This is a genomic window from Streptomyces sp. DH12 (assembly GCF_020873895.1).
GTDB lineage: Bacteria > Actinomycetota > Actinomycetes > Streptomycetales > Streptomycetaceae > Streptomyces.
The window spans coordinates 88,021-111,681 of the sequence record NZ_JAHWGT010000020.1; the positions used below are offsets into that span (position 1 = coordinate 88,021).

General features: G+C 73.3%; 28 protein-coding genes and 1 pseudogene. 16 read left to right on the forward strand and 13 right to left on the reverse strand.

Annotated features, from left to right (window positions below):
- Positions 1–177 precede the first annotated feature (177 nt).
- The 6 genes from LPA54_RS19805 to LPA54_RS19830 form a co-directional block, all read right to left on the reverse strand.
- The gene (locus LPA54_RS19805; protein ID WP_228979638.1) at positions 178–375 is read right to left on the reverse strand and encodes a hypothetical protein; all 198 of its coding nucleotides are present in this window, start codon (positions 373–375) and stop codon (positions 178–180) included.
- A gap of 454 nt (positions 376–829) precedes the next feature.
- Positions 830–2,359 (reverse strand): class I SAM-dependent methyltransferase, encoded by a 1,530-nt coding sequence (locus LPA54_RS19810; RefSeq protein WP_228979640.1) that lies wholly within the window; start codon positions 2,357–2,359, stop codon positions 830–832.
- A 120-nt stretch (positions 2,360–2,479) separates the two neighbouring features.
- Positions 2,480–3,205, reverse strand: coding sequence for a small secreted protein (locus LPA54_RS19815; protein WP_228979642.1), 726 nt, complete (start codon positions 3,203–3,205; stop codon positions 2,480–2,482).
- Positions 3,206–3,416: 211 nt separating this feature from the next.
- A complete protein-coding gene (locus LPA54_RS19820; RefSeq protein WP_228979644.1) occupies positions 3,417–5,816 on the reverse strand; it encodes a sodium-translocating pyrophosphatase in 2,400 nt (799 codons plus the stop codon).
- Between the two features lie 253 nt (positions 5,817–6,069).
- Entirely contained in the window at positions 6,070–6,528 is a 459-nt protein-coding gene (locus tag LPA54_RS19825; RefSeq protein WP_228979646.1) for an ATP-binding protein, read from the reverse strand.
- A 668-nt stretch (positions 6,529–7,196) separates the two neighbouring features.
- Positions 7,197–7,550, reverse strand: coding sequence for an STAS domain-containing protein (locus tag LPA54_RS19830; protein WP_003967428.1), 354 nt, complete (start codon positions 7,548–7,550; stop codon positions 7,197–7,199).
- A gap of 78 nt (positions 7,551–7,628) precedes the next feature.
- On the opposite strand from LPA54_RS19830, the gene LPA54_RS19835 reads away from it, so the two are divergent.
- Positions 7,629–10,124: a DEAD/DEAH box helicase gene (locus LPA54_RS19835; protein WP_228979649.1), complete on the forward strand. Its 2,496-nt coding sequence runs from the start codon at positions 7,629–7,631 to the stop codon at positions 10,122–10,124.
- Here the strand turns inward: LPA54_RS19835 and LPA54_RS19840 are convergent.
- The 6 genes and pseudogenes from LPA54_RS19840 to LPA54_RS19865 all read right to left on the reverse strand — a co-directional run.
- Positions 10,048–10,617, reverse strand: a complete 570-nt coding sequence (locus tag LPA54_RS19840) for an Rv3654c family TadE-like protein (protein WP_308112876.1) — start codon at positions 10,615–10,617, stop codon at positions 10,048–10,050. The genes LPA54_RS19835 and LPA54_RS19840 overlap by 77 nt on opposite strands.
- The gene (locus tag LPA54_RS19845; protein WP_228979650.1) at positions 10,536–10,880 is read right to left on the reverse strand and encodes a TadE family type IV pilus minor pilin; all 345 of its coding nucleotides are present in this window, start codon (positions 10,878–10,880) and stop codon (positions 10,536–10,538) included. Before LPA54_RS19845 ends, LPA54_RS19840 begins: the two co-directional genes overlap by 82 nt.
- 143 nt (positions 10,881–11,023) lie before the next feature.
- Positions 11,024–11,239 carry a DUF4244 domain-containing protein gene (locus LPA54_RS19850; protein WP_308112877.1) on the reverse strand — a complete coding sequence of 72 codons (216 nt, stop codon included), beginning with the start codon at positions 11,237–11,239 and terminating at the stop codon, positions 11,024–11,026.
- A 170-nt stretch (positions 11,240–11,409) separates the two neighbouring features.
- Positions 11,410–12,183, reverse strand: coding sequence for a type II secretion system F family protein (locus tag LPA54_RS19855; RefSeq protein WP_228979653.1), 774 nt, complete (start codon positions 12,181–12,183; stop codon positions 11,410–11,412).
- Positions 12,180–13,046, reverse strand: a complete 867-nt coding sequence (locus tag LPA54_RS19860) for a type II secretion system F family protein (protein ID WP_228979655.1) — start codon at positions 13,044–13,046, stop codon at positions 12,180–12,182. The genes LPA54_RS19855 and LPA54_RS19860 overlap by 4 nt, the downstream gene beginning before the upstream one ends.
- Positions 13,040–13,615: pseudogene (locus tag LPA54_RS19865) on the reverse strand (ATPase, T2SS/T4P/T4SS family); the annotation flags it as partial. The gene LPA54_RS19860 and the pseudogene LPA54_RS19865, both read right to left, overlap by 7 nt.
- Positions 13,616–13,659: 44 nt before the next feature.
- On the opposite strand from LPA54_RS19865, the gene LPA54_RS19870 reads away from it, so the two are divergent.
- Positions 13,660–15,147 carry a recombinase family protein gene (locus LPA54_RS19870; protein WP_228979657.1) on the forward strand — a complete coding sequence of 496 codons (1,488 nt, stop codon included), beginning with the start codon at positions 13,660–13,662 and terminating at the stop codon, positions 15,145–15,147.
- An 18-nt stretch (positions 15,148–15,165) separates the two neighbouring features.
- Here the strand turns inward: LPA54_RS19870 and LPA54_RS19875 are convergent, their stop codons facing one another.
- Positions 15,166–15,939, reverse strand: coding sequence for a hypothetical protein (locus LPA54_RS19875; RefSeq protein ID WP_228979659.1), 774 nt, complete (start codon positions 15,937–15,939; stop codon positions 15,166–15,168).
- 92 nt (positions 15,940–16,031) lie between these two features.
- On the opposite strand from LPA54_RS19875, the gene LPA54_RS19880 reads away from it, so the two are divergent.
- From LPA54_RS19880 to LPA54_RS19945, 14 genes are all read left to right on the forward strand, one after another.
- On the forward strand, positions 16,032–16,274 hold the full coding sequence (locus LPA54_RS19880; protein ID WP_228979660.1) for a helix-turn-helix domain-containing protein: 243 nt from the start codon (positions 16,032–16,034) through the stop codon (positions 16,272–16,274).
- 110 nt (positions 16,275–16,384) lie between these two features.
- Positions 16,385–17,083: a hypothetical protein gene (locus LPA54_RS19885; protein ID WP_228979661.1), complete on the forward strand. Its 699-nt coding sequence runs from the start codon at positions 16,385–16,387 to the stop codon at positions 17,081–17,083.
- Positions 17,080–17,259 carry a hypothetical protein gene (locus LPA54_RS19890; RefSeq protein ID WP_228979662.1) on the forward strand — a complete coding sequence of 60 codons (180 nt, stop codon included), beginning with the start codon at positions 17,080–17,082 and terminating at the stop codon, positions 17,257–17,259. Before LPA54_RS19885 ends, LPA54_RS19890 begins: the two co-directional genes overlap by 4 nt.
- Entirely contained in the window at positions 17,256–17,708 is a 453-nt protein-coding gene (locus tag LPA54_RS19895) for a hypothetical protein (RefSeq protein WP_228979663.1), read from the forward strand. The genes LPA54_RS19890 and LPA54_RS19895 overlap by 4 nt, the downstream gene beginning before the upstream one ends.
- A 103-nt stretch (positions 17,709–17,811) precedes the next feature.
- Complete coding sequence (locus LPA54_RS19900; RefSeq protein WP_228979665.1) at positions 17,812–18,108, forward strand: hypothetical protein; 297 nt, start codon at positions 17,812–17,814, stop codon at positions 18,106–18,108.
- Positions 18,105–18,731 carry a bifunctional DNA primase/polymerase gene (locus LPA54_RS19905; RefSeq protein WP_228979668.1) on the forward strand — a complete coding sequence of 209 codons (627 nt, stop codon included), beginning with the start codon at positions 18,105–18,107 and terminating at the stop codon, positions 18,729–18,731. Before LPA54_RS19900 ends, LPA54_RS19905 begins: the two co-directional genes overlap by 4 nt.
- On the forward strand, positions 18,728–20,608 hold the full coding sequence (locus LPA54_RS19910) for a hypothetical protein (RefSeq protein ID WP_228979670.1): 1,881 nt from the start codon (positions 18,728–18,730) through the stop codon (positions 20,606–20,608). Before LPA54_RS19905 ends, LPA54_RS19910 begins: the two co-directional genes overlap by 4 nt.
- 234 nt (positions 20,609–20,842) lie before the next feature.
- Positions 20,843–21,118 carry a hypothetical protein gene (locus tag LPA54_RS19915; RefSeq protein ID WP_228979672.1) on the forward strand — a complete coding sequence of 92 codons (276 nt, stop codon included), beginning with the start codon at positions 20,843–20,845 and terminating at the stop codon, positions 21,116–21,118.
- Positions 21,119–21,245: 127 nt separating this feature from the next.
- Entirely contained in the window at positions 21,246–21,680 is a 435-nt protein-coding gene (locus tag LPA54_RS19920) for a single-stranded DNA-binding protein (protein ID WP_267487360.1), read from the forward strand.
- Positions 21,677–22,300: a hypothetical protein gene (locus LPA54_RS19925; protein ID WP_228979673.1), complete on the forward strand. Its 624-nt coding sequence runs from the start codon at positions 21,677–21,679 to the stop codon at positions 22,298–22,300. The genes LPA54_RS19920 and LPA54_RS19925 overlap by 4 nt, the downstream gene beginning before the upstream one ends.
- A complete protein-coding gene (locus tag LPA54_RS19930) occupies positions 22,297–22,584 on the forward strand; it encodes a hypothetical protein (RefSeq protein WP_228979675.1) in 288 nt (95 codons plus the stop codon). The genes LPA54_RS19925 and LPA54_RS19930 overlap by 4 nt, the downstream gene beginning before the upstream one ends.
- Positions 22,585–22,679: 95 nt before the next feature.
- A complete protein-coding gene (locus LPA54_RS19935; protein ID WP_228979677.1) occupies positions 22,680–23,105 on the forward strand; it encodes a hypothetical protein in 426 nt (141 codons plus the stop codon).
- Positions 23,102–23,464 carry a hypothetical protein gene (locus LPA54_RS19940; RefSeq protein ID WP_228979681.1) on the forward strand — a complete coding sequence of 121 codons (363 nt, stop codon included), beginning with the start codon at positions 23,102–23,104 and terminating at the stop codon, positions 23,462–23,464. Before LPA54_RS19935 ends, LPA54_RS19940 begins: the two co-directional genes overlap by 4 nt.
- Positions 23,461–23,634, forward strand: coding sequence for a hypothetical protein (locus tag LPA54_RS19945; RefSeq protein WP_228979682.1), 174 nt, complete (start codon positions 23,461–23,463; stop codon positions 23,632–23,634). Before LPA54_RS19940 ends, LPA54_RS19945 begins: the two co-directional genes overlap by 4 nt.
- Positions 23,635–23,661: the final 27 nt, after the last annotated feature.

Genomic DNA, 23,661 nt, shown 5'->3' on the forward strand with positions numbered 1-23,661 from the left:
GGCGACGGGGCGGGGCCGGGGCGCTGCGCCGGTTCTCCCGGTGGGGCCGCGGGGGCGGGTCCCGGGCCGGCTGCGGCCCTGGTCCGGGCGGGTCCGGCCGGTCCGGGGGCCCGCCCGGGGGCGGCCGGCGCGGCGCGCGCGGCCGGCGGGGCGGGCGGTGGTTCCGGGCGTGGCCGCTCAGATACGGCCGAAACACCACACTCCGAGCGCGAGGAACGCGGCGCCGGACACCGTCGCGAAGGCGACGGCTGTGGCCGGGCTCACTCCGTGCGCCACCGGCGCGCGGTGCGACACCCGGGCCGCCGTCCACACCAGCAGCCCCGCGCCGAAGACCGTGAACGCCGCGCCGGCGAAGATGGCCGGTCCGCTCTCCATGCCCGTACCCCGTTCCGTCCGTACGCGCGTACGCGTCTCCCGTCGACGCCGCCCGCGGGCGCCCGGCGGCTGCCGGGCCGCCGGTCGCGGCGCGGCGGCGGGGATGCGGGTATCCCCGCGGGTGAGGCTGACACCTCCGGACGTCGGGGGCGCGAATCACGGGTGAACGACACGGGACCGGCGCCCGCCCATCACCCACCCGGCGCCGGCCCGGCAGGGCGCGCCCTCGGCCGGTCAGGCGGGCGCCGGTGGGGCAGACGCCGGTCAGGCCGGGCCGGTGGCGGTCGGGCCGGGCGCGGTCAAGCCGGGCCGGTGGCGGTCGGGCCGGGCGCGGTCAAGCCGGGCCGGTGGCGGTCGGGCCGGGCCGGTGGCGGTCGGGCCGGGCGCGGTCAAGCCGGGCCGGTGGCGGTCGGGCCGGGCGCGGTCAGGCCGGTGGCGGTCAGGGCAGTGGCGGTCAGGTCGCGGGCACGCCCTCCTGTCCGACGGGCTCCAGGAAACCCTCCTCCACAAGGAGGCGGATCGCCTTCGGGGTGCGGTCGCGCAGGACGACCGGGTCCTCGCCCATCAGCTGGGCGATGGCATCCAGGATGCGTCCGGCGCTGAGCGACCCGTCGCAGACGCCCGCGAAGCCAGCCCCCACCGTGTCCACCTTGGTCGCCCGCCGCATGCCGCGGTTCTGCCGGAGGATGACGTGCTCGGGGTCCTCCGCGCCCGGCAGGCCGACCTGCTCCTGCACCACCTCGCGGGCGAGCACGAAGCGGTCGGTCAGCAGCGCCGCGTCGTCACGGGTCCGCAGGTAGTCCTGGCGGGCGAAGTGGGCGCGCACGGTCTCGCCGAGCGGCTGCTCGACCGGATGCGGCCACTCCTCCACCACGACGGACGGCACCTGCGCGCCGGTCCTGCGCAGCGTGATCCAGCCGAAGCCCACCGCCCTGGTCCCGCGCGCCTCGAACTCGTCGAGCCACGCCTCGTACCGCGCCGCGTACTCCTCCGGGGTCTCACGGTGGTCCCCGGCGTCGCGCAGCCACAACTCCGCGTACTGCGTGACGTCCTGGACCTCGCGCTGGACGATCCACGCGTCGCATCCGGCGGGCACCCAGGAGCGGACGCGCTCCTGCCAGTCCTCGCCCTCGATGTGCTGCCAGTTGGCGAGGAAGTGGGCGTAGCCGCCGTCGTTGAGCCGGTCCCCCGCCTGCCGGACCAGCGTGCGGCACAGGTCGTCGCCGCCCATCCCGCCGTCCCGGTAGGTGAGTCTGGCGCCGGGGGAGATGACGAACGGCGGGTTCGACACGATGAGGTCGTACGTCTCCGTCGCGACCGGCTCGAAAAGCGAGCCCGCCCGCAGGTCGACGTCCGGGGCGCCGGAGAGCGCGAGCGTCAGCCGGGTGAACTCCAGGGCGCGCGGGTTGAGATCGGTCGCCGTCACCCGCGTGGCGTGCTGGGTGGCGTGCAGCGCCTGGATGCCGGAGCCGGTGCCGAGGTCGAGCGCCGACGCGACCGGCGTGCGGACGGTGAGCCCCGCCAGCGTGGTGGAGGCCCCGCCGACGCCCAGGACGACGCCCTCGCCCTTGCCGCCGGCCCCGCTCGCCCCGCCCACGGCGCAGCCGAGGTCGGAGACGATGAACCAGTCCTGGCCCTCCGGGCCGCCGTAGGGCCGGACGTCGACCACGGCCCGGACGTCGTCGCCCTCCCGTATCACCCAGCCGTCGGCGAGCGCCTCGTCCAGCGGGAGGGCGGCGCCGGCCCGCTCGTGGGGCACGGGCCGCTGGAGGAGGAAGAGCCGCACGAGCGTGTCCAGGACCCCGTCCCCGCGGGTGGCGCGCAGGGCGGGCACCGTCTCGCTGCGGGCGAGGGCGGCGTAGGCGGTGGCCCCGAGCCGGTCGAGCAGCCCGTCGGCGGTGAAGTCGGCGGCCAGGAAGGCGGTACGCAGAAGGGACGCGCGGTCCGGCACCGGGAGGCTGGTGGTCAGGCTGGTCGTACTCACATGCTCATTGTGAGGGGCGCCACGGACAATGACGAACGGCCCGGCTTCCCTGTGGAAAACCGGGCCGGACGGGTGGTCCGCGTACCGCTGCTCGGACGCGTGCCGCCCTCTCGCGTGCCGCTACTCCGACGCGCCGCTCGCGGTGGCCGAAGGCTTGGCGGAGGCGTCCGAGGGCTTCGCGGACGCGGCCGGGGACGCGGCCGCTCCGCCGCCGGAGGCCGCCGCGGACGGGGACGCCGAGGTGCCGCCGCCGGGCTTGGCGGCCGGGCCGCTCGTCTTCGTCGGCGCGACGGACGTCTTCGGCTTCTGGCAGCCCGGCTGCTTGGCCATGGCCTGGCCCAGTTCGCCCGACTGGAGCTTGGCCAGCGCGTCCTGGTCCATCTTCTCGATCCGCTTCAGCCCGTCGGCGACGCCCTGGAGGCCCTCGGCGAACTTCTGCTGGTCGTTCGGATCGAGGGCGGTGACCCGCTTCTTCAGGTTCTCGTAGGCCGTCGCGGTGGAGTTGAGTTCCTTCACGGCGTCCTGCTGGAGCTTCTCGCCGTTCTCGACGGGCGGGACGCCGGCGTCCTGTACCGCCTTGGCGAGCGCCCGGTCGGTGTCGGCGATGTCCTGGAACGCCTTCGAGTCCGCCGCCTGGACATCGGCGGGCTTGCCGTCGGCCGCCGTGGAGATGATGGTCTGCTGGGCGTCGGCCCGCTTCTGGATCTGCGGCTTCGCCTGGTCGCAGAACGTCTTGGCCCAGGCGTCCACCTTGCCGCGGTCGTCCTCACCGTCGTCGCTGCAACCCGACAGCACCAGTACGAGCACCGCACCGCTGGACAGCGCGGCTACAAGCTTCTTGTTCACCGGATTGGTCCCTTCCAAGGCTCTCGGCCCCGGAACATACACGCCAAGTGGGCGACATCCGCGAGTCGTATGTCCACCGCATCCCCCTTTGCAGCCATTTGCACCACAAGAGAGAAGGCTCACCGTGACACGTCGGCGCCCGGTGCGCGGGGTTCGTCCATCCCGCGTACCGGGCGCCTGACCTGGCGTCACACCGTCGGCGCGAGGCCGCTCAACGGGTCGGCGTCACCTCGTCCGGTGGGTTCGCGACACGCCGGGGCGTGTCACCGTCGTCGTCCCCGGCCACGGAGCGCCGCTTCGACGCGTACACCGCCCCGACGATCACGAGGAGCGCCACCGTCGCGATCACGGCCCGCACGCCCGGGCTGGCGTCCGGACCGTGGCCGAACTGCACGACGGCGGGGGCGATGAGCAGCGCGACGAGGTTCATGACCTTCAGCAGCGGGTTGATCGCCGGGCCCGCCGTGTCCTTGAACGGGTCGCCCACCGTGTCGCCGATGACGGTCGCGGCGTGCGCCTCGCTGCCCTTGCCGCCGTGGTGGCCGTCCTCGACGAGTTTCTTGGCGTTGTCCCAGGCGCCGCCCGAGTTGGCCAGGAAGACCGCCATCAGCAGGCCCGTACCGATCGCACCGGCGAGGTACGCGCCGAGCGCCCCGACGCCCAGGGTGAAGCCGACCGCGATCGGTGCCAGCACGGCGAGCAGTCCGGGGGTCGCCAGTTCCCGCAGGGCGTCCTTGGTGCAGATGTCCACGACCCGCCCGTACTCCGGCTTCTCGGAGTAGTCCATGATCCCCGGGCGCTCGCGGAACTGGCGCCGCACCTCGTAGACGACCGACCCGGCCGACCGCGAGACGGCGTTGATCGCCAGGCCGGAGAAGAGGAAGACGACCGCGGCGCCCAGGATGAGGCCGACGAGGTTGTTGGGCTGCGAGATGTCCATGCTGAGCGTCAGCTCGGTCGCCTCGGCTCCGACGTCGGCGACGGCGGTGGCGATGGCGTCGCGGTACGAACCGAACAACGCCGCGGCGGCGAGGACCGCCGTGGCGATGGCGATGCCCTTGGTGATGGCCTTGGTGGTGTTGCCGACGGCGTCGAGGTCGGTGAGGACCTGCGCGCCGGCGCCCTGGACGTCGCCGGACATCTCGGCGATGCCCTGCGCGTTGTCGGAGACGGGCCCGAAGGTGTCCATCGCGACGATCACGCCGACGGTGGTGAGCAGCCCGGTGCCGGCGAGCGCCACGGCGAACAGCGCCAGGATGATCGACGTACCGCCGAGGAGGAACGCCCCGTAGACGGAGAGGCCGATGAGCAGCGCCGTGTAGACGGCGGACTCCAGGCCGATGGAGATGCCCGCGAGGATCACGGTGGCGGGGCCGGTCAGGGCCGACTTGCCGATGTCCTTCACGGGCCGCCTGCCCGTCTCGGTGAAGTAGCCGGTCAGCTGCTGGATCAGTGCGGCCAGGACGATGCCGATCGCGACGGCGACGAGGGCCAGGACCCGCGGGTCGCCGCCGTGGGCCTGGACGGCCGGGTCGGTGACGCCCTGCAGCTCCGCGTAGGAGGACGGCAGGTAGACGTAGGCGGCGACGGCGACGAGGGCCAGGGAGATCAGCGCGGAGATGAAGAAGCCGCGGTTGATCGCCGACATCCCGCTGCGGTCGGCGCGCCGCGGCGCGACCGCGAACACGCCGATCATCGCGGTGACGACGCCGATCGCCGGGACGATCAGCGGGAAGACGAGGCCCAGGTCGCCGAAGGCGGCCGTGCCGAGGATCAGCGCGGCGACCAGCGTGACGGCGTACGACTCGAAGAGGTCGGCGGCCATGCCCGCGCAGTCGCCGACGTTGTCCCCGACGTTGTCGGCGATGGTGGCGGCGTTGCGCGGGTCGTCCTCGGGGATGCCCTGCTCGACCTTGCCGACGAGGTCGGCGCCGACGTCGGCCGCCTTGGTGAAGATGCCGCCGCCGACCCTCATGAACATGGCGATGAGCGCGGCGCCGAGGCCGAAGCCCTCCAGGACCTTCGGCGCGTCGGCCGCGTAGACGAGCACCACGCAGGAGGCGCCGAGGAGGCCGAGGCCGACGGTGAACATGCCGACGACGCCGCCCGTACGGAAAGCGATCTTCATGGCCTTGTGCGCGACGGCCGTCAGGTCCTTTTCCGGTTCGCCCGGCGCCGGGGTCGCCTCACGCGCCGCCGCCGCCACCCGCACATTGGCGCGGACCGCGAGGCGCATGCCGATGTATCCGGTGACGGCGGAGAAAAGCGCGCCGACGAGGAAGAACAAGGAACGCCCCGCGCGCTGCGACCAGTCGTCCGCCGGAAGCAGGAACAAGAGGAAGAACACGACGACCGCGAAGATCCCCACGGTCCTCAATTGCCGGGCGAGATAGGCGTTCGCTCCCTCCTGGACCGCGGCGGCGATCTCCTTCATGGATTCGGTGCCCTCACCGGCGGCCAGCACCTGGCGAACGAGCAGCTGGGCGACGATCAGGGCGAGCAGCGCCACGGCCGCGACCACGATCACGATGGTCCGGTTCCCCTCGGTGAGAACCGCGGCGGCGAGAGAGATCGAGTCGTAGGACTGCTGTGGGTCGAAGAGCCCCGCCATTCGTCCTCCTTGACGTCAGAACTCAAGATGTGGACGGATTGTAGGGAGCGGAACCCGATCAAAACAGGGCGCCGAAGAACACCATTGTCCGGTGTTCACCCGTCGGCAAATGATCCATTCCGAAAATCCACCCGGACGCAGTAATGGGGCGGGGGTGTGAACCGCAGGACGATCGCGGGCGGGGAGTTGCGGGAAAAAGAAAAAGGCCCTGCTCAGCAGGGCCTGGGAGCGGTTCTCCGCCATGCGGGAGGGATCAGGGCGCCTCGGCCGAAGCCGGCCTGGGCCAGCTCATCCGAATGAGTCCGCCGTGTTCGCCGGCGGAGACCTCGACGTCGTCGACGAGCCCGCTGATCACGGCGAGGCCCATCTGGTCCTCGCCCTCCGCGTCGTCGAAGTCCTGCGACGGCGCGCCCTCGCGCGAGCCGGGGACGCCCGCGGCGTCGGCGGCCGCGACCCCGGCGCCGGGCACCTCGTCGCCGACCTCGATGGAGAACGCCTTCTCCTCCTCGTTCAGCAGGACGCGCACGGGCGCCTCGACGCCGTTGCTGCGGTGCAGGCCGACGGCGCGCGAGCAGGCCTCGCCCACGGCGAGCCTCACCTCGTCCAGCACGGCTTCGTCGACCCCGGCCCGGCGCGCCACGGCGGCCGCCACCAACCGGGCGGTCCGGACGTGCTCGGGCTGGGCGCTGAAGCGGAGTTCAACGGTGGCCATGCGGTCCCCCTCGGGCGTACGAGCGTGCGACTCAGGGACCTCGCCGGGCCGGCTGCCCGGCATCCCTGCCGTTCCTCCGGATGCCCCGGGTCCACCCGGTCCATCCCCACCGGCCGAGACTCGGCCGGGCTGTGACCCGCGCCCGGGCGTGTCCGCGCACCGAGCGGGGCCTGACCGCCCGCGACGGCGCCCGTGGCGGCGCGCCTCGGGCGGGCGCCCGGGAGCCGGTGCGGCCGGTATGGACGGGAACCTCGCGGGTCCCGCACCATGCCGCCCTCGCGGCGCCTACGGCTTGTCCTACCCGCGCGGAAGCGCCGCCTCACGGCTGAGCCGACGAGTGGCCGTAACGCCTCCCCGGCGCCCGGCCGTAGCCCGCCGTCCGACACCGACGCGACGTCACAGGCCAAGCCGCGGCCACGCCGGGCCTCGCCCGGTCCCTTCCGGCGCCGCGCCCGGGCCGGACGCCTCGGGCCGAACGGCGCCGGCACGGCACGACGAGGACCGGCACCGCACCCCCGTGACGGGGTGCCTGCCGGTCCGGCGGCCTGGCCCTTGGGCCAGGGGCCCTGGTCCGGTCACCGAAGCCGTACCGGCCCGCCTTCCGGGAGCCGGCGCCACGCCGTGGCCCTGCCCCGGCGGAGACCGGGACGGGACCTGCGGTCAGGGCGTCAGTCGGTGGCGGCGACGGCCTCGTCGACCGTCGTGTGGATGGGGAACACCTTCGTCAGACCGGTGATCCGGAAGATCTTCAGAATGCGCTCCTGGTTGCAGACGAGGCGCAACGAACCCTCATGGGCACGCACCCGCTTCAGGCCGCCCACGAGGACGCCGAGGCCGGTGGAGTCCAGGAAGTCCACGCCCTCCATGTCGACGACCAGGTGGTAGCTGCCGTCGTTCACCAACTCGACCAACTGCTCGCGCAGCTTGGGCGCGGTATACACATCAATCTCGCCACCGACCTCGACGACCGTACGGTCGCCACCAGGGCCGGACACATTGCGAGTCGACAGGGACAGGTCCACGGATCCTCCAGCACCTTGCTATCGAGCGGTCGCCCCCGGGTCTCCCCAGCGGAGCCAGGAGGCGGATCGCCAGCCGCGATGGCATTCAATCACTTACCAGCAGCCATGCACGACGCCTTGGGAGCATTGTCCGTCACGCCGGTGACACACTCGGTGTCGATGGCCAGGAATCACCGCCCCAGTCGTCCTCCCGAGAACGGGGACGCCCGCCCCTCTCCCGGTACGGTCCTCGACCGGCTCGCCGCGAGGGCGAACCGGGCTGCGCGCATCACTCATACGGAGCACCTGCCCCCGAGGGAGGGGCGCCATGCCGTATGGCCGGACCGCATCCGCCCGGAAGTGATCAACGCCATTCACCTGGCCGGCGTCGACCACCCGTGGGCCCACCAGGCGGCGGCCGCCGAGCACGCCCTGGACGGCGAGTCGGTCGTGATCGCCACGGGCACGGCGTCCGGCAAGTCCCTCGCTTATCTCGCGCCCGTCCTGTCCACGCTCCTGGACGGTTCGGAGGCGGCGAACGGGCGTGGCGCCACCGCCCTGTACCTCTCCCCCACCAAGGCGCTCGCCGCCGACCAGCTGCGCGCCGTGAAGGCGCTCGCCGCTCCCCTCGGCACCCGCGTCCGGCCGGCCGTGTACGACGGCGACACGCCGGTCGAGGAACGCGAGTGGGTCCGCCAGTACGCCAACTACGTGCTGACCAACCCCGACATGCTGCACCGGGGCGTACTCCCGTCCCACCCCCGCTGGTCCTCCTTCCTGCGCGCCCTGCGCTACGTCGTCATCGACGAATGCCACACCTACCGGGGCGTTTTCGGCTCGCACGTCGCCCAGGTGCTGCGCCGTCTGCGCCGCCTGTGCGCCCGATACGGCTCCGAGCCGGTCTTCCTCCTCGCCTCCGCCACCGCCGCGGAACCCGCCGCCGCCGCGTGCCGCCTCACCGGCCTGCCGGTGAGGGAGGTGGCCGACGACGCCTCCCCGCGCGGCGAACTGGTCTTCGCCCTGTGGGAGCCCCCGCTGACCGAGCTGCGGGGGGAGCACGGCGCGCCGGTACGCCGCACCGCCACCGCGGAGACCGCCGACCTGCTGACCGACCTGACGGTCCAGGGAGTGCGGTCGGTGGCGTTCGTCCGGTCACGTCGGGGGGCCGAACTGATCTCCGTGATCGCCCAGGAGCGGCTCGCCGAGGTGGACCGCTCCCTCGCCCGCCGGGTCGCCGCCTACCGGGGCGGCTACCTGCCAGAGGAGCGGCGGGCCCTGGAGCGGGCGCTCCACTCCGGCGAGCTGCTCGGCCTGGCCGCGACGACCGCCCTGGAGCTGGGCATCGACGTCTCGGGCCTGGACGCGGTCATCATCGCCGGGTACCCGGGGACGCGCGCGTCCCTGTGGCAGCAGGCCGGGCGCGCCGGACGGTCCGGCGAGGGCGCCCTGGCCGTGCTCGTCGCCCGCGACGACCCGCTCGACACCTACCTCGTCCACCACCCGGAGGCCCTGTTCCGCCGGCCGGTGGAGTCGACCGTCCTCGACCCGGACAACCCGTACGTCCTCGCCCCCCATCTGTGCGCGGCGGCGGCCGAGGTCCCGCTGACCGACGGCGACCTGGAGCTGTTCGGCCCGTCCGCCCCCGACCTGCTGCCCCAGCTGGAGGGGGCCGGCCTGCTGCGCCGGCGCGTGTCCGGTTGGTACTGGACCCGACGTGAGCGGGCGGCCGACCTCGCCGACATCCGGGGCGCGGGCGGCACCCCGGTGCAGATCGTGGAAGCCGGTACCGGCCGTCTCCTCGGCACCGTCGACGCGGCGGCGGCCCACACCACCGTCCACGAGGGCGCCGTCCACCTCCACCAGGGCCGCACCCACCTCGTACGCCGGCTCGACCTGAAGGACTCCGTCGCCCTCGTGGAGGAGGCCGACCCCCCGTACTCCACCACCGCCCGCGACACCACCTCCATCTCCGTCCTGGAGACCGACACGCAGGTCCCGTGGGGTGACGGCCGGCTCTGCTACGGCTCCGTCGAGGTCACCAACCAGGTGGTCTCCTTCCTCCGCCGCCGGGTCATCACCGGCGAGGTCCTCGGTGAGACGAAGCTCGACCTCCCACCGCGCACCCTGCGCACCCGGGCCGTTTGGTGGACGGTGACGGAGGACCAGCTCGACGCGGCCCGCGTGAACCCCGAGCAGCTCGGCGGGGCGCTCCACGCGGCCGAACACGCCTCGATCGGCCTGCTGCCGCTCTTCGCCACCTGCGACCGCTGGGACATCGGCGGTGTGTCGGTCCCCCTGCACCCGGACACGCTGCTGCCCACGGTCTTCGTGTACGACGGCCACCCGGGCGGGGCCGGCTTCGCCGAGCGCGCCTTCCACACCGCCCGGGCGTGGCTGGAGGCGACCCGCGAGGCCATCGCGTCCTGCGAGTGCGAGGCGGGCTGCCCGTCCTGCATCCAGTCACCCAAGTGCGGCAACGGCAACGACCCCCTCCACAAGCGCGGCGCGGTACGCCTGCTCACCGAACTGCTGCGGGGCGCTCCCGAGGACCCGCGAGGTCGGGCGGTCGCCGTGGAGGAGGCACCGGGCGTCTAGCGCCCGCCGGGCCCGACGACCGAGCAGCAGCCGCTCGCGAACCCGGCCACGTCCCGCCGGCCCCCGGCGCCCCCGGCCACGCCTCGGGAGGGCCGGCGCGGGACCTGACCTCCGGCGCGTACGGGCCGAACCTTGCCCGGGCCGTCACCTCGGCGATCTCGCCGCGCACGTCACACCGCGCCACTTCGGCACGCTGCGCGCGGGCGACCCGTGCCGCCGCCCGGCACGCCTCGTCAGCGCCCTGCAGTGCCCGGTCGGCCGCCGCGAGGGCGGCCAGGTCGGCGGCTCCGCCGGCCCTGTGCCGGGCGGTCACGGCCTGCCCCAGGGCCAGTACCGCCGCGAAGACGACGCACAGCGCTCCCGCCGCCAGGGCCGCCCACACGCTGGCCGAGCCCCGGTCCCGGCCACGGGTCAGTCCGGCCCGCTCGCGGTCGGGGCGGCCACCGTGTCCTCCGCCAGGGCGGCCGCCTCCGCGCGGAGCGTCATCGTCCACGGGGCCGGGCCGGGCGCGGGCGCCTCCACCCGCACCCGCCACAACTCGCCGACCCGCTCCAGGACCACGTCCGCCCCCTGCGGGGCCGCGGCACGAGCGGCGGCCAGCACCGACTGCTCCGGCTCCGAGCGGGCCGCCGCCCGGGCTCCCGCACGGGCCGCGTCCACGCACTGGATCTGCGCGGCCCCCGCGACGATCCCCCACAGCAGGGTCAGGGTGAAGAGCACCAGGGCCGGCATGGCCAGGGCCGCCTCGGCCGTCACGGACCCCCGATCGGCCCGGCTCCCGACGCGCGGGCCCTTCCCGGTGGCCCGCCGCTGGGCGACGGGGTCCGGGCAGGTGGGCTGCGGGCGGGCCGACTGCGGGGCAATGAGCCGCGGGCGGGCCGGCTGCGGCGGGGCGGGGCTCAGAAGGGCGCATCGAGGGCCTTCTCGATCACCGACGTCAGTCCCGCCGAGACGGCTCCGCTCGTGACGACCTTGTACAGCACGGCGGCGAAGGCGCACGCGGCAATCGTGCCCATCGCGTACTCGGCCGTGCTCATGCCCGCGTCCCCGCCGGCCCCGGCCCGAACGGCCGACCAGCGCCGCCTCGTCCACCCGGCCCACCCGGCCCACCCGATCCGCTCGGTCCGCCTCGTCCACCCGGCCCACCCGATCCGCCTGGTTCGCCCGGTTCGCCCGGTCCGCTCGGTCCACTTCGTCCACTCCGTCGTTCGTCGCCCCATGGCGATCTCCTTTCGTCCGTCGTCGTCATGTGGTGCCGCACCCGCACCGGTGCGGAGCAGGCGCCTCACAGGAGGCGTCCGGCCAGTCCGATGACGACCGGCGCGACACCGACCGCCAGGAACGCGGGCAGGAAGCACAGGCCCACCGGGGCCGTGATCAGGACCTGGGTGCGCTGGGCGCGGGCCGCGGCGGCGCGCGCCTGGTCGGCCCGCAGTCCGGCGGCCAGTCGGGTGACCGGCCCGGCCGCCGGGGCTCCCGTCGCCGCGGCGCGCTCCAGGCAGCGGGCCAGCGGGCGCGCCCCCGGCACGTCGCCGAACCGGCCCCACGCCTCGCCCGGGTCGCCGCCGAGCGCCAGTTCGGCGGCTGTCCGTCCGAGCCGCTCACCGAGGGGGCCGCCCATGGAACGGCCCACCGCTTCGGCGGCCTCACGGGGGCCCGCTCCGGCCGACAGGCAGGCGGCCAGGAGTTCCGCCGCCGGCGGCAGCCGGCGCGCGGCCTCGGTGTCGCCGGTGTCGGGGCGCGGCCGCCGCTGCCATCTGTGGACGCCGTAGGCCGCGGCGGCACCGATCAGGCAGCCCGCGGTCCCGCCGATCAACAGCCACCCGGCGCTCAGGGCCGCCGCGGGGGTCGTCCACGGGGCACAGGCCAACCGTGCCCGCCCACCGCGCCACCGCGCGGGAGGCCGCTCGGGGCGGGTTCCTCCCAGGGCGGTCAGCCGTCGGCAGGCCCGTACGGCGCGCCGGGCCCGGGCCGTCACCCAGGCCGCGCACAGGGCACTTCCCAGGAGGGTCGCGACTGTCCACAGGCGGTGGACAACCTCGGCGGTGTCGGCGTTCACGGCTCCTCACCGGCCTCGACGATGCGCCGGGCCCACCACAGGCCGGCGGCTTCCAGCGCACCGCCCAGCAGGAGGCAGCCCCAGCCCGCCGGGGTGTGCAGGAGGACGTGGAGCGGTCGGGCTCCGAGGGCGGCCCCCATGGCGAGGGCTGCCAAGGGCAGCAGCGCGAGCAGTACGACAGTCGCCCAGGCCCCGCTCAGCTCCGCCCGCAGGCGCTCCCGCTGCTCTCGCCGGTCGCGCAGGGCGGCCTCCAATCGGTCGAGCCCGGCGGCCAGCCCGGCGCCCCCGTCCACCGCCACCTGCCAGCACGCCGCGAGCCCGGCCAGCCCGTCCGCCCCGTCCGCGTCCGCCGCGCGTCTCAGCGCGTCCGGGACGTCTCCGCCGAAGCGCGCGGCCGCCAGTACGGCTGCCTCCCCCGCGCCCAGCGCCCCGGTGCTCCGGGCCGCGAACCTGAGGGCCTGGACGGGCTGGCAACCGGCACGGAGTTCGGCGGCGACGGCGGCGCACAGCGCGATCACTCCGTCGGTACGCAGGTCGCGCTCCTTGGCGCGTGCCCTCGCCCGGAGCCGCCGCCTCACCAGCGGGACCGCCGCGAGCCCGGCCGGAAGGGGGATCGGTGATCCGCCCAGGAGGGCGAGCGCCACGGCGGCGGGGAGGCACAGCCACTCCGGCCCGAGTCCCGACCAGGGCCTTCCGAACGGCCACCGGACGGCGGATGCCGGCTCGATGGTCGCCGACTCGGTGGCCGCGCCACCGGTGAACAGCGCTCTGCCGCGCCGTGCCCCACGGGCGCCGCCGGTATGGAGCCAGACCGCCGCGCCCAGGCACAGCACCGCCCCCGACACGGGTCCGACCGTCACCATCGCGTACCTCCGATCAGCGTGCGCAGCCGCTCCCAGCCGCGCTCCTCGACGAACCCCGCCGGCGCCCACCGCAGCGCGGGGACCGTCACGACCAGTCCGTCGGGGCGTCGTCGGAGTACGTGGACCTCAGCGACGCGCCGCTGCCCGCCGGGGGCCCGGACGAGGTGGACGACCGCCGAAAGCCCGGCGGCCAGTTGGCTGTGCAGGGCGGCCCGGTCCAGCCCCGCGGTCGTCCCCAGGGCCTCCAGACGGGCGGGTACGTCCCCGGCCGTGTTGGCGTGCACGGTGCCGCAGCCGCCTTCGTGGCCGGTGTTGAGGGCGGCGAGGAGGTCGGCCACCTCCGCTCCCCGCACCTCCCCCACGACGAGCCGGTCCGGCCGCATCCGCAGCGCCTGGCGCACCAGGTCCCGCAGCGTCACCCGCCCGGCCCCCTCCTGGTTCGGCGGTCGTGCCTCCAGCCGGACGACGTGCGGGTGGTCGGGGCGCAGCTCCGCCGAGTCCTCGGCCAGGACGATCCGCTCCCGCTCCCCCACCAGGCTCAACAACGCCGCCAGCAGCGTCGTCTTCCCGAAGTTGTCGTCAAGACGCCTTTGTTCGGGCACACTAGGTGTGCATGAAGACCACCCGCACGGTCAACGGCCGGGTCCGCGCCGTCATCTACGTCCGCATCAGCCAGGACCGTTCCGGCGCCCACCTGGGCGTCGACCGACAGCGCGAGGACTGCGAGGCCCTCGCCGAGCGGAACGGGTGGGCCGTCGTCGAGACCTACGTCGACAACGACATGTCGGCGTACAGCGGCAAGCCGCGCAAGGACTACCGGCGCATGCTCGCCGACCTCGAGGACGGCGTAGCCACCATCGTCATCGCCTGGCACACCGACCGGCTCCACCGCTCGCCCACCGAGCTGGAGGAGTACATCGACATCTCGGAGCGCCGCGGCGTGACGACCCACACCTGCCAGGCCGGGCCCATCGACTTGGCCACACCGTCGGGTCGCATGGTCGCTCGGATGCTCGGCGCCGTCGCGCGGCACGAGTCGGAGCACAAGGCCGAGCGCGTGGCCCGGGCCCGCTTGCAGAAGGCGAGGGCGGGTGAATGGGGCGGCGGCATCCGGCCGTTCGGCTGGGGCGTGCCGACCGGCGAGACGACCACGAAGGTCGACAGGCGGACCGGCAAGGAGATCCAGGTGCCCGTCCTGGACATGAACAGGCTCGTCCCGGAAGAGGCCGCGGCCGTTGAGCACGGCACCAACAGCCTGTTGGCCGGCGGGTCCGTCAACGCGTTCATGAGGTGGCTCGCCGACAAGGGGCTGACCACTACGCGCGGCAACCCGATCACCCAGCAAGAGGCACGGGACATGCTGGTGCGCCCGAGGAACGCCGGGATCGCCGTATACAGGGGCGAGGAGATCGGCCGCGGCGCGTGGGAGCCGATCGTCGACGAGGCGCGCTTCAGGGCCGTCGTGGCGGTCCTGTCCGACCCGTCACGCCGCACCACCCCCGGCCCTGAGCCGAAGTGGTTCGGGTCGATGATCTACAGGTGCGGCATCGACGGCTGCGACAAGACGATGATCAGCACCCGGTCCGGCGGTGCCCGCCACTCCACCTACCGGTGCCAGACCCGGCACGCCGGCGGCCGCCGTGGCGACAAGCTCGACGAGTACGTACAGGACCTCATCATCGAGCGCCTGTCGCGGCCGGACGCCCACGATCTCCTCCTGCCGGGACCCGACGACGCAAACGTGGCCGACCTCCAGGCGGAGAGCGAGCAGATCCGGCGGCGCCTCACGGACCTCGCCGGGCTGTTCGGCTCGGGGCAGATCACGATGGCGCAGTTCACCGAGGGTTCGGACGCGGCGCGAGCCCAGCTGGAGGGGGTCAACCGGCAGCTCGGCAAGGCGGCGCTGAAGGACCCGCTGGTTCCGCTCGTCGGAGCGCCTGACGTGCGGGCCGCCTGGAAGGCCACACCGCTGGATCAACAGCGCGCGGTGCTGCGTGCCCTGATGACGGTCACAGTGCGGCCGGCGCGGCGCGGCCGCATGCCCGACGGCGGGTATTTCGACTACGAGACCATCGACATCGCTTGGCTCCGGAATGGATGAACCTCCGCGCACCGATTCCTATCCATCCCCCGCCTCTTCATCCGCAAGAAACTGCGTCATCTTATTGTGCAGATCCTGCAGCTCTCGCTGGAGCTTCTCCAATTCAGGATTTCGGAGATAACCCATTTTTTCGAGGTGCACTGCGACGTTGGTGGCGATCTCTTCCGAGTGCGTCTCCAGAAGCGCCTGAATCACGCTCTCGGGAAGGTCTAGGCGTTCCTGCAGGTCCTGTCGCTTCTCCTCTGCCTGCACCGAGAGCTGCACAGTCTCCTCGCTGGGCTCAGCCACAGGGGGGGCGTACTCCCATTTGGCCGGGATGAAGTCGAGGGTGGCGTGCTCGCGCGACGCAGACTGCGCACGCTCAAGGAACGCGGGTGATGGATCTACCGCGAGAATCCGACGCAGATACATGACAGGATCTACGCCAAACCTCCCAGCCGGTTCTTCATCGGCCTCCCCCATGGGGGAGGAGATGAGAAAGTCGCCAGCCGGAGGCAGCATGAAGAACGCGAACGGGACGTCGAAGACCGCGCAAAACGCGTTGATCTCGTCCAGGTCGAATTTTCTCGGCCTGCCGCCCTGGTAGGCGCGTTCCGCAGCGCTGACGCTGGCGTTCGACCATGGGCGCCCCGTGTACTGCCCGAGCTGCTCGCCCAGCTGCTGCTGCGTCCAGCCCTGCGCACGCCTGGCGCGCAGGAGGTTATAGGAGACCAGCTGGTTGACCGACCAGAACGTCGCGGGTCCAGCCTCGTCCTCGGGGGGCGGCCCTGGTTGGGCCGGGTTGCGTGCCATGACGCCCACTGTAGACCGGGAGTCAACGAAAGCTGAAGCCCGGTTCCACGTTTGGTTGACTTCTGGCCATCGCCGCTTCTACTGTCAACGACATGCAGAACGACTCAACGGAGACGTTCAGCGGACCGCCGTTGCGGCGCCTTCGGGTTGCCAAGGGGTTGAGTCTGCGGACGGCGGCACAGCGCTCCGGCATCGACCCGGGACACCTGTCGAAGGTCGAGCGAGGTGAGAAGCAACTCTCGATCGACTCCTTGTACCGCTTGGCCAAGGTGTTGGAGCTCCAAGAGCTCCACACGCTGCTCCAGCCGTATGTGCAGCAAAAGGTCCCGGCGTGACTTGCCGTGTTGCGACGCCTCCGGCATACGACGACGACGCCCGGGGTGCCACCCGAGCGCCGTCTGTCGAGCACATCCACGAATCCGCCTACCAGCAGATCGGAAGCTCGATGACCACTGTACCGACCCGCGGACGTCGCGCCCAGCCGAAGACCAGCCAGACCGGCGCCGCCGTGTCGACGCCGTTCGGTGCGGCCGTCGCCGCGGCCGTCCTGGCCCAGGTGCCCCAGCTCGCCGTCCCGCCCGCCGAGCTGGCCGACATCTGCACCGCCGCCGCCATCCGCGCCGGCATCCTCCCCGCCCGCTGCGCGACGCACGACTGGTGCACCGAGACGGGCGAGCACCGGGACCACTACGCCCCCTACATCGAGGCGCCCACCCCGGACGGGCTCGGCGACCCGGTCCTGATGGCGACCCTCCTCGCGAGCAACGACGAGACGCCGAAGGTCAGCTTCCTCGACACCGACCTGACCCCCGACGAGACCCGCGCCCGGGTCGCGGAGCTGCGCGCCCACCTCGACAAGGTCGAGGCCCTGGCCGACACGCTCGACGGGATCGCCCCGCTGGACCCGGCCGCCGAGGCGTACAGCGTCGAGGCCCCGGGCGCGAGCGCGGCCCTGCTCAACGCCACCGTCTTCGAGTCGGAGGCGGGCGCGGCCCTGGTCTCCGTGTGGGGCGACCCCTGCGCGGACGCGGACCTGGACGCGGCCGGGACCGACCAGCTGATCGGGGACCTGGAGCAGTTCGTCTCCCGCCTGCGGGCCCTCCGCGACCACGTGGCGCAGGACACCGCCGAGGGCAACCGGTGAACGCCACACAGCAGACCGCGACGGCCGGGGACACCCCCGGCCGTCCGGCCCGGCCTGCCGGCTACTGGGAGCGCATAGACCGCCTCGTCGACCAGGCCCCGCCCCTCACCGACGACCAGCGCGCCCGGCTCCGCGTCATCTTCCACCAGACCACCTCGGCCAAGGAGGCAGCGTGACCAGCACCCAGGACCGCCGACCCGGCCGGTGGCCGATCGACCACCCCGTACACCTGGAACCGGCTCCGGCCCACGCCCACGACGAACGCCCCCTTCCGCTGCGTCCGCAGGACGAGGTAGCCGTCCCCGAAGTCCGCCTCGTCGTCACGGTCGACCTCACCGGCCCCTACACCAGCAGCCACGACGTCACCGCCGACCTCTACAGCCAGACGCGTCACTCCGTCGACTGCCACACCGTGGTCGTCCGCTTCGGGGAGGACGCCCTCCGAATCTGTCCCGGCCTCGGAAGCGCGATCGCCTCCCGGTTCTTCCTCGCTGCCCGCCAAGTCGAGATCCACGTCCCGGCCGGGACCCGGTGGGCGTTCGTCGCCGCCGAGACGCAGGAGTACATGCGCCGCTACGCCGCCGACCACGCCCAGATGCTCGCCAAGACACGGACGTCCGGCTGACCCGGGGAGCGCACTGCGGCCCCGGGCCCCTCCCCCCCCTGGCCCGGGGTCGCACGCGCACTCACGAACCCCGCAGACCCCGCTCGTAGAAGAGAGCACGTTCGTGAACAGCACCATCGCCCTCCCCCTCTTCGGGGAGGACACCACGCAGACCAAGGAGACGAGCCAGGCGCCCGAGCGGCTCGGCATGGCCGCCGCCGCGGCCCGGCTCGTCGTCTGCCGCAGCAGCCGGGGCGAGGACGGCGAATCCCTCGCCCTGCTCGTCGTCGACTGCCCGTTCTGCGACCACCAGCACATCCACCCCGCCGGCCTCGAAGCGGCGCCGCGCGTCTGCCCCAGGCGGTCGCGCTGCGTCAGCCGTCCGACCGGCATCTACTACTTCCCGGCGGTGGCCCGGTGACGACCCAGACCCTGGAGATCCCGCCAGACCTGCCGGGCGCGGCTGTCGCCTACGCCTCGGCAGGCATCCGCGTCTTCCGCGTCCGTCCGGACAAGGCTCCGTTTGCCAACTGCGTCCGGTGCCGGCCGCCAACCGAGAGGCGGCCGAACCCCTTCTACATCGAGCACCGCCCCGAGGAGTGCCGGTGCTCGGCGCGCACCTGCCACGGCTTCCACGCGGCGACGACCGACGTGCAGCTCGTCCGGCAGTGGTGGGCCGAGCAGCCGGATGCGAACATCGGCGCGCCGTGCGCACTGAACGGGTGGGCCGTCCTCGACATCGACCCCCGGCACGGAGGGGACCAGTCCCTCGTCGTCCTCGAGCAGCGCGTCGGCGTGCTACCCGGCACCGTCATGCAGCTCACCGGCGGGGGTGGGCTCCACATCATCTACCGCACGCCGGGCGTGCCCCTGCCCGGCACCCTTGGGCCCGGCCTGGACGTCAAGCACAACGGATACATCCTGCTCGCGCCGTCCATGCACAGCAGTGGCGGCCGGTACCGGTGGTCCGGACACGGCTGCTTCCTCCAGCCCGACTCCGTCTGGCCCGCGGTGCTCACGCCGCAGGGGCGGAGGGCCGCGTGACAACGTCCGAGGACATCCAGCGGGGCGTTGACGCCGCCCTGGCCAAGCTGGGCACGCAGGTGCCGCCGCAGCATCCGTCCGGCGCGGCACGCGGGTCTTTCCGGGTGCCTTCCGATCGGCTCGACTCGTACACGCGCAAGGCGCTGCAGACCGAGTGCGACCTGATCATCAGCGCCCCGGACGGCGACCAGAACAACACGATCAACCGGGCCGCGTTCAACGCGGGCACGCTCGTCGCGACGGGCGCGCTCAGCGAGGCCGAGGCCCGCGAGGCGCTCCTGTCGGCGGCCCTCGCGGGCAACCACCCCGAGCGCCGGGCCAGGCCGAGTATCGAGTCCGGGCTCCACAGCGGAATGCAGCACCCCAGGACGCCGTGGCCGCCGGCCTCTCACGCCGCCGGGACGCCCGATCTCCGGGACCTGCTCGGTGGCGAGGACATCGACTGGAGCGACATCGACCACGGGTACGCCGAACCGGAGGAGCCGACCGACGGCCCCGGCCCGGGCAAGCCCGACGACCAGGGCCCCGAGCCGGTGCCGGGCCTGATCCCGGAAGAGTTCTGGGCCGCCCGGCCAGAGCTGCAGCACATCCGCCAGGCCGGCCACTCCCGCACCCGCTCCGGCGATGTCGCACTCCTGTCGGTCCTCACCCGGCTGTCGTCCCTGGTGTCACACCGCATCCGCGCCGACACCGGCATCGCCGGGTACGCGTCACTGAACCTGTTCGGCGGGATCATCGGGCCGTCCGGCATCGGCAAGTCCACGGGCGTGGAGGTCGCCGACCGCCTCATGCCCGCCCCACCCGAGTTGGACTTCCGCGACGGCCTGCCGCTGGGATCCGGCGAGGGCATCGCCGAGGTGTTTATGGGCATGGTCGAGGAAGAGACCGGCGAGGTACGCAAGGGCCGCGGCGGCACGGAGACACCGGTCACCGTGAACGTCCGCAAGCAGGTCCGGCACAACGCCTTCTTCTACGTCGACGAAGGCGCCACGATCACCCGGCTGATGAAGGAGCGGTCCGGTTCCACCCTCGGTGAGACCCTTCGCAGCGCGGCCGTGGGGCAAACGCTGGGCCAGACCAACGCCAGCAAGGACACCAGCCGGTACATCCCGAGCGGCTCGTACAGCCTTGGCTTGCTGGTCGGGTTCCAGCCGGAGACCGTAGCCCCGCTGTTCGAGGAGGTCGCCGAAGGCACCCCGCAGCGGTTCGTGTGGGTGCAGGTCATCGACCCGTCCATCCCCGACGTTCCGCCGACATGGCCCGGAGAGCTGCACGCGTGGCGGGAAGCGGCGACCGCGCCGCCCGGCGATGAGGCGAGCCGCTTCGTTCTGGTCACCTTCGACGAGGCGATCAGGGCCGAGCTGCGTGCCGCCGACCTCGCGAAGGTCCGCGGCCAGCTGAACCCGGCCGAGTTCAACCAGCTCGACTCGCAGGCTCCGGTGATGCGCGTGAAGCTCGCGTCGCTGCTGGCCATCCTCTCCGGGCGTCGGCACGTGAACCCCGAGGACTGGGCACTGGCCCGGATGTTGTGGGAGGCGTCGTGTTCGACTCGCGATGCAGTGCTGGCGTACACCACGGCCCAGCGCCGGGCCGAGCAGGAGCGGCGCACCATCGCCCGCATCGAGGAGGAGGTGCGCGTCGACCACGCGAAGCAGCTCGCCGAGGAGAAGCGCTCCGAGCGAGCCGTAGAGCGGCTGGCCCTGCGCATCGCCGTGCTCACCCGGGATGGCGGACCGCAGACGCGCAAGACGGTGCGCGCCAAGGTCGCCGGCCGGGACAAGAGGTACCTCGTCGATGCCTTCGCCTACGCGGTGCTGCGTGAGTGGGTCGTGGAGGCGGAGGGGAAGTTCGTTCCCGGCCCTGTCCCCCCGTCATGAGGGGGGGACGCCCGGGGGGGGGACATCGCTTGGGGGGACGCCTCTTGTCCCCCCCTCCCGTCCCGGGAACCGGCCGGAATCGTTCGACGTGAAACTACCTCGCACCCAGAGAGCGCGCTGACCAGCGCAAATGAGAGATCAAGATCAACTTACTCTCGACTCGCATAGCGCGCGAGAGAGGGGGGGACAAACGGCGTCCCCCCTGTCCCCCCTACCGCCTCGAAGGAGATCGCAGTGAACAACCCGCTCCCGCGCGACGCCAACGAGATCACCGGCCTTGTCCCCGCCACCCCCGGCTGGCAGATCGTCGTCACCTCTCCCAGCTCCGGCGACCGCAAGGTTTGCCCGATCGTCGCCTGGGCCGCCCAGCGGCACATCGGCACTGACGGCACGCCGGACCACAACGTGCACCCGGTCTTCGTCCTGGACGGCCGCACCTGGACGCTCGGCGACCTCGACCAGATCATCCGTGCCGACGGCGAGGTCCTTGCGCCGGACGAGCTGACGTAGTCGGACTCCAGCCGGACGGTTCGGGGCGCTCCGAACCGTCCGACCACACCCCACTCGTGCAACGCCGGCCGGCCCCGCGGTCATCGGGCCCGGCCTCCCGCTCCGCACACCACAGATGGAGGTCGCCATGGCTGGCGAAACCTTGGTCACCGTCGTCGGCAACCTGGTCGACGACCCCGAGCTCCGCTTCACCCCGTCCGGCACCGCCGTCGCGAAGGTCCGGGTGGCCTGCACCCCTCGCACGCTCGACCGGCAGTCCAACGAGTGGAAGGACGGCGAGCCGCTGTTCCTCACCTGCTCGGTGTGGCGTCAGGCTGCCGAGAACGTCGCCGAGTCCATCGCCCGCGGTACCCGCGTGATCGTGCAGGGCCGCCTCAAGCAGCGGTCATACGAGGACCGTGAGGGCGTGAAGCGGACCGTGTTCGAGCTGGACGTCGACGAGGTCGGGCCGAGCCTCGCCCGCGCCACGGCGACGATCGAGAAGGGCCGGGCGCCCGCCGGCGCCGCCTCGGCGGGCGCCCGGCCCGCCGGCGGCCCGCAGCACACGGAGGCACGCCGGTGATCACCTGCGAGCTGTGCGGTGAGGAGACCAGCGGCCGGTACCTGTGCGAGCGGCACACCGTCGCCCTCGCGAAGGCCCTTGCTGCCCTGCCTGACCTGCACACGGAACTGGCCGCGCACCTTGTGCCCGCCCGTCGCGGCTTGGCCGAGTACACCGCGGCCGCGCCGGCTGGCCCGCGGTCCCCGCTCAACGAGGAAGTCCTCGACCTGGCGGGCCCCCACGGTCACATGGCCGCCGTCGTCGAATCGTGGCGCGAGGACGTGCAACGCGTGCGCTGGCCGGAGCGGAGCGCCCCGCCGCACGCCGGGCTGGCGCCGGCATGCCGATGGCTTCGGATGGAGCTGGACTGGATCGTCGCCCACTACCCGGCCGCCGGCGAGCTCGCGCGAGAGGTGCGGGAACTGGAACGGGCCGGACTGTCGATCGTCGGGGAGCCGCCGCCGCGGCGGCAGCGGCTGGGTACGTGTGTCGCGGTCGACGGGGAGGGGGTCGTGTGCGGCGCGGTGATCACGCGCCTGCCGGGGCAGCCCCGGGTGCAGTGCCGGTGGTGCTCCTACGTGTACGAGTCGGAGCGGGACTGGCTGCTGCTGCTGCACTTCCAGACGAAGGAACCGGCGTGACCGTCTTGCATCCAACCCCCCTGTTGGATATGGTCGGCGTGATGGAACCGAAGCCCTGGCGGGACCGGGTACGCGACGAAGAAGAGCTGTTGGCGCAGCTCAACCGAGCCGCATCCGAGGCTGCCTCACGCCGAGCCGCAGCGCTCCGCGACGGCATCGCCGAACTCGGCACCGTCGCCGAGGTCGCCCGCGACCTCGGACGCAGCTGGCAGGCCATCGACCAGGCGCTCAAGAGGGACCAGCGCAAAAAGGCGCCCAAGCCGGGCGCCACCACAACCGAATAGACAGCGAGGGCCGGACAGCAGCTCCCAGGTGTTGGCGCACCCGGGGCGATCGCACCGCCCGACCCTCCAGCCCACGAACGAGACAGGACCTCGTCATGGACCACCAGCACCTTAGCGCGCCCGCATGCGCGCAGATCAGCGGCGGCCGCCGTCTCATCGCCGCCGGCTACGTCCGCCGCCCGATCGAGCCGCGGACCACGCCCACCATCCGCGAGACCGCCGCCCAGGTCGCCCAGCAGGGCGGCGCCTCCCGGCGCGCGACCGGCCGCGACGCCAGCGCCGCCGAGCTGCGGACCCTGCTGTCCGCGGTGCGCGACGCCATCGCCATCCCCTACGCCGCCACCATCGGCGACGACGAGATCCGCGCCCGGATCATCGCCGACCGCGTGATGCACGCGCAGATCGCCCTCGACAACGTCCTCGACCGCGGCGACGAGCCGGGGTGGTCCGCGGACTACCTGCGGGCCCGGCTCGCCGAGCACCCCACCAGCAGCTACCGGCACTCCGAGGCCGGCCGGTGACCGCCCGTACCGTCACCGTCCAGACGCTGGACCACGGCCCGGTCACCGTCGCCGAACCCGGGTGGTGCACCGGCCACGTCGACCAGCCGGTGGAGAACCGCACGGACCTGTGCCACGCGGGCCCGGCGCGGACGCTCGGCTACGACGACCGGCCCCTGTGGCACGCCGAGGTCGTCGCCTACCCCTTCGCCGAGGACCCGGCCCGGCGCGGGCCCGGCCTGTACGTCGAGGCCGCCCCGTTCGCCCGGACGCTTGCCCCGGCCGACATCGTCCGCCTGGCCGCCGCCCTGGTGGAGCACACGGCGCGGCTGAGGCGCATGGCCCGCGAACTGGCCGCCCTCCGGGATGGTGGCCAGTGAACCGCGACCAGACTCCGACCGAGGCCGAGCACGTCGCCGCCCTCCAGGCCGAGGCCCGCGCCGCCTACGTCCACGCGCAGAACCCGGCCACCCAGGCCGCCGCCCGCGACCAGCGCGCCCTCGCGGTGGCCCACGCCCAGGACTCCGCGGCCGCCAATACCCGCCGCTGACCCCGCCGACCGGCCGGGCCCGCGCGC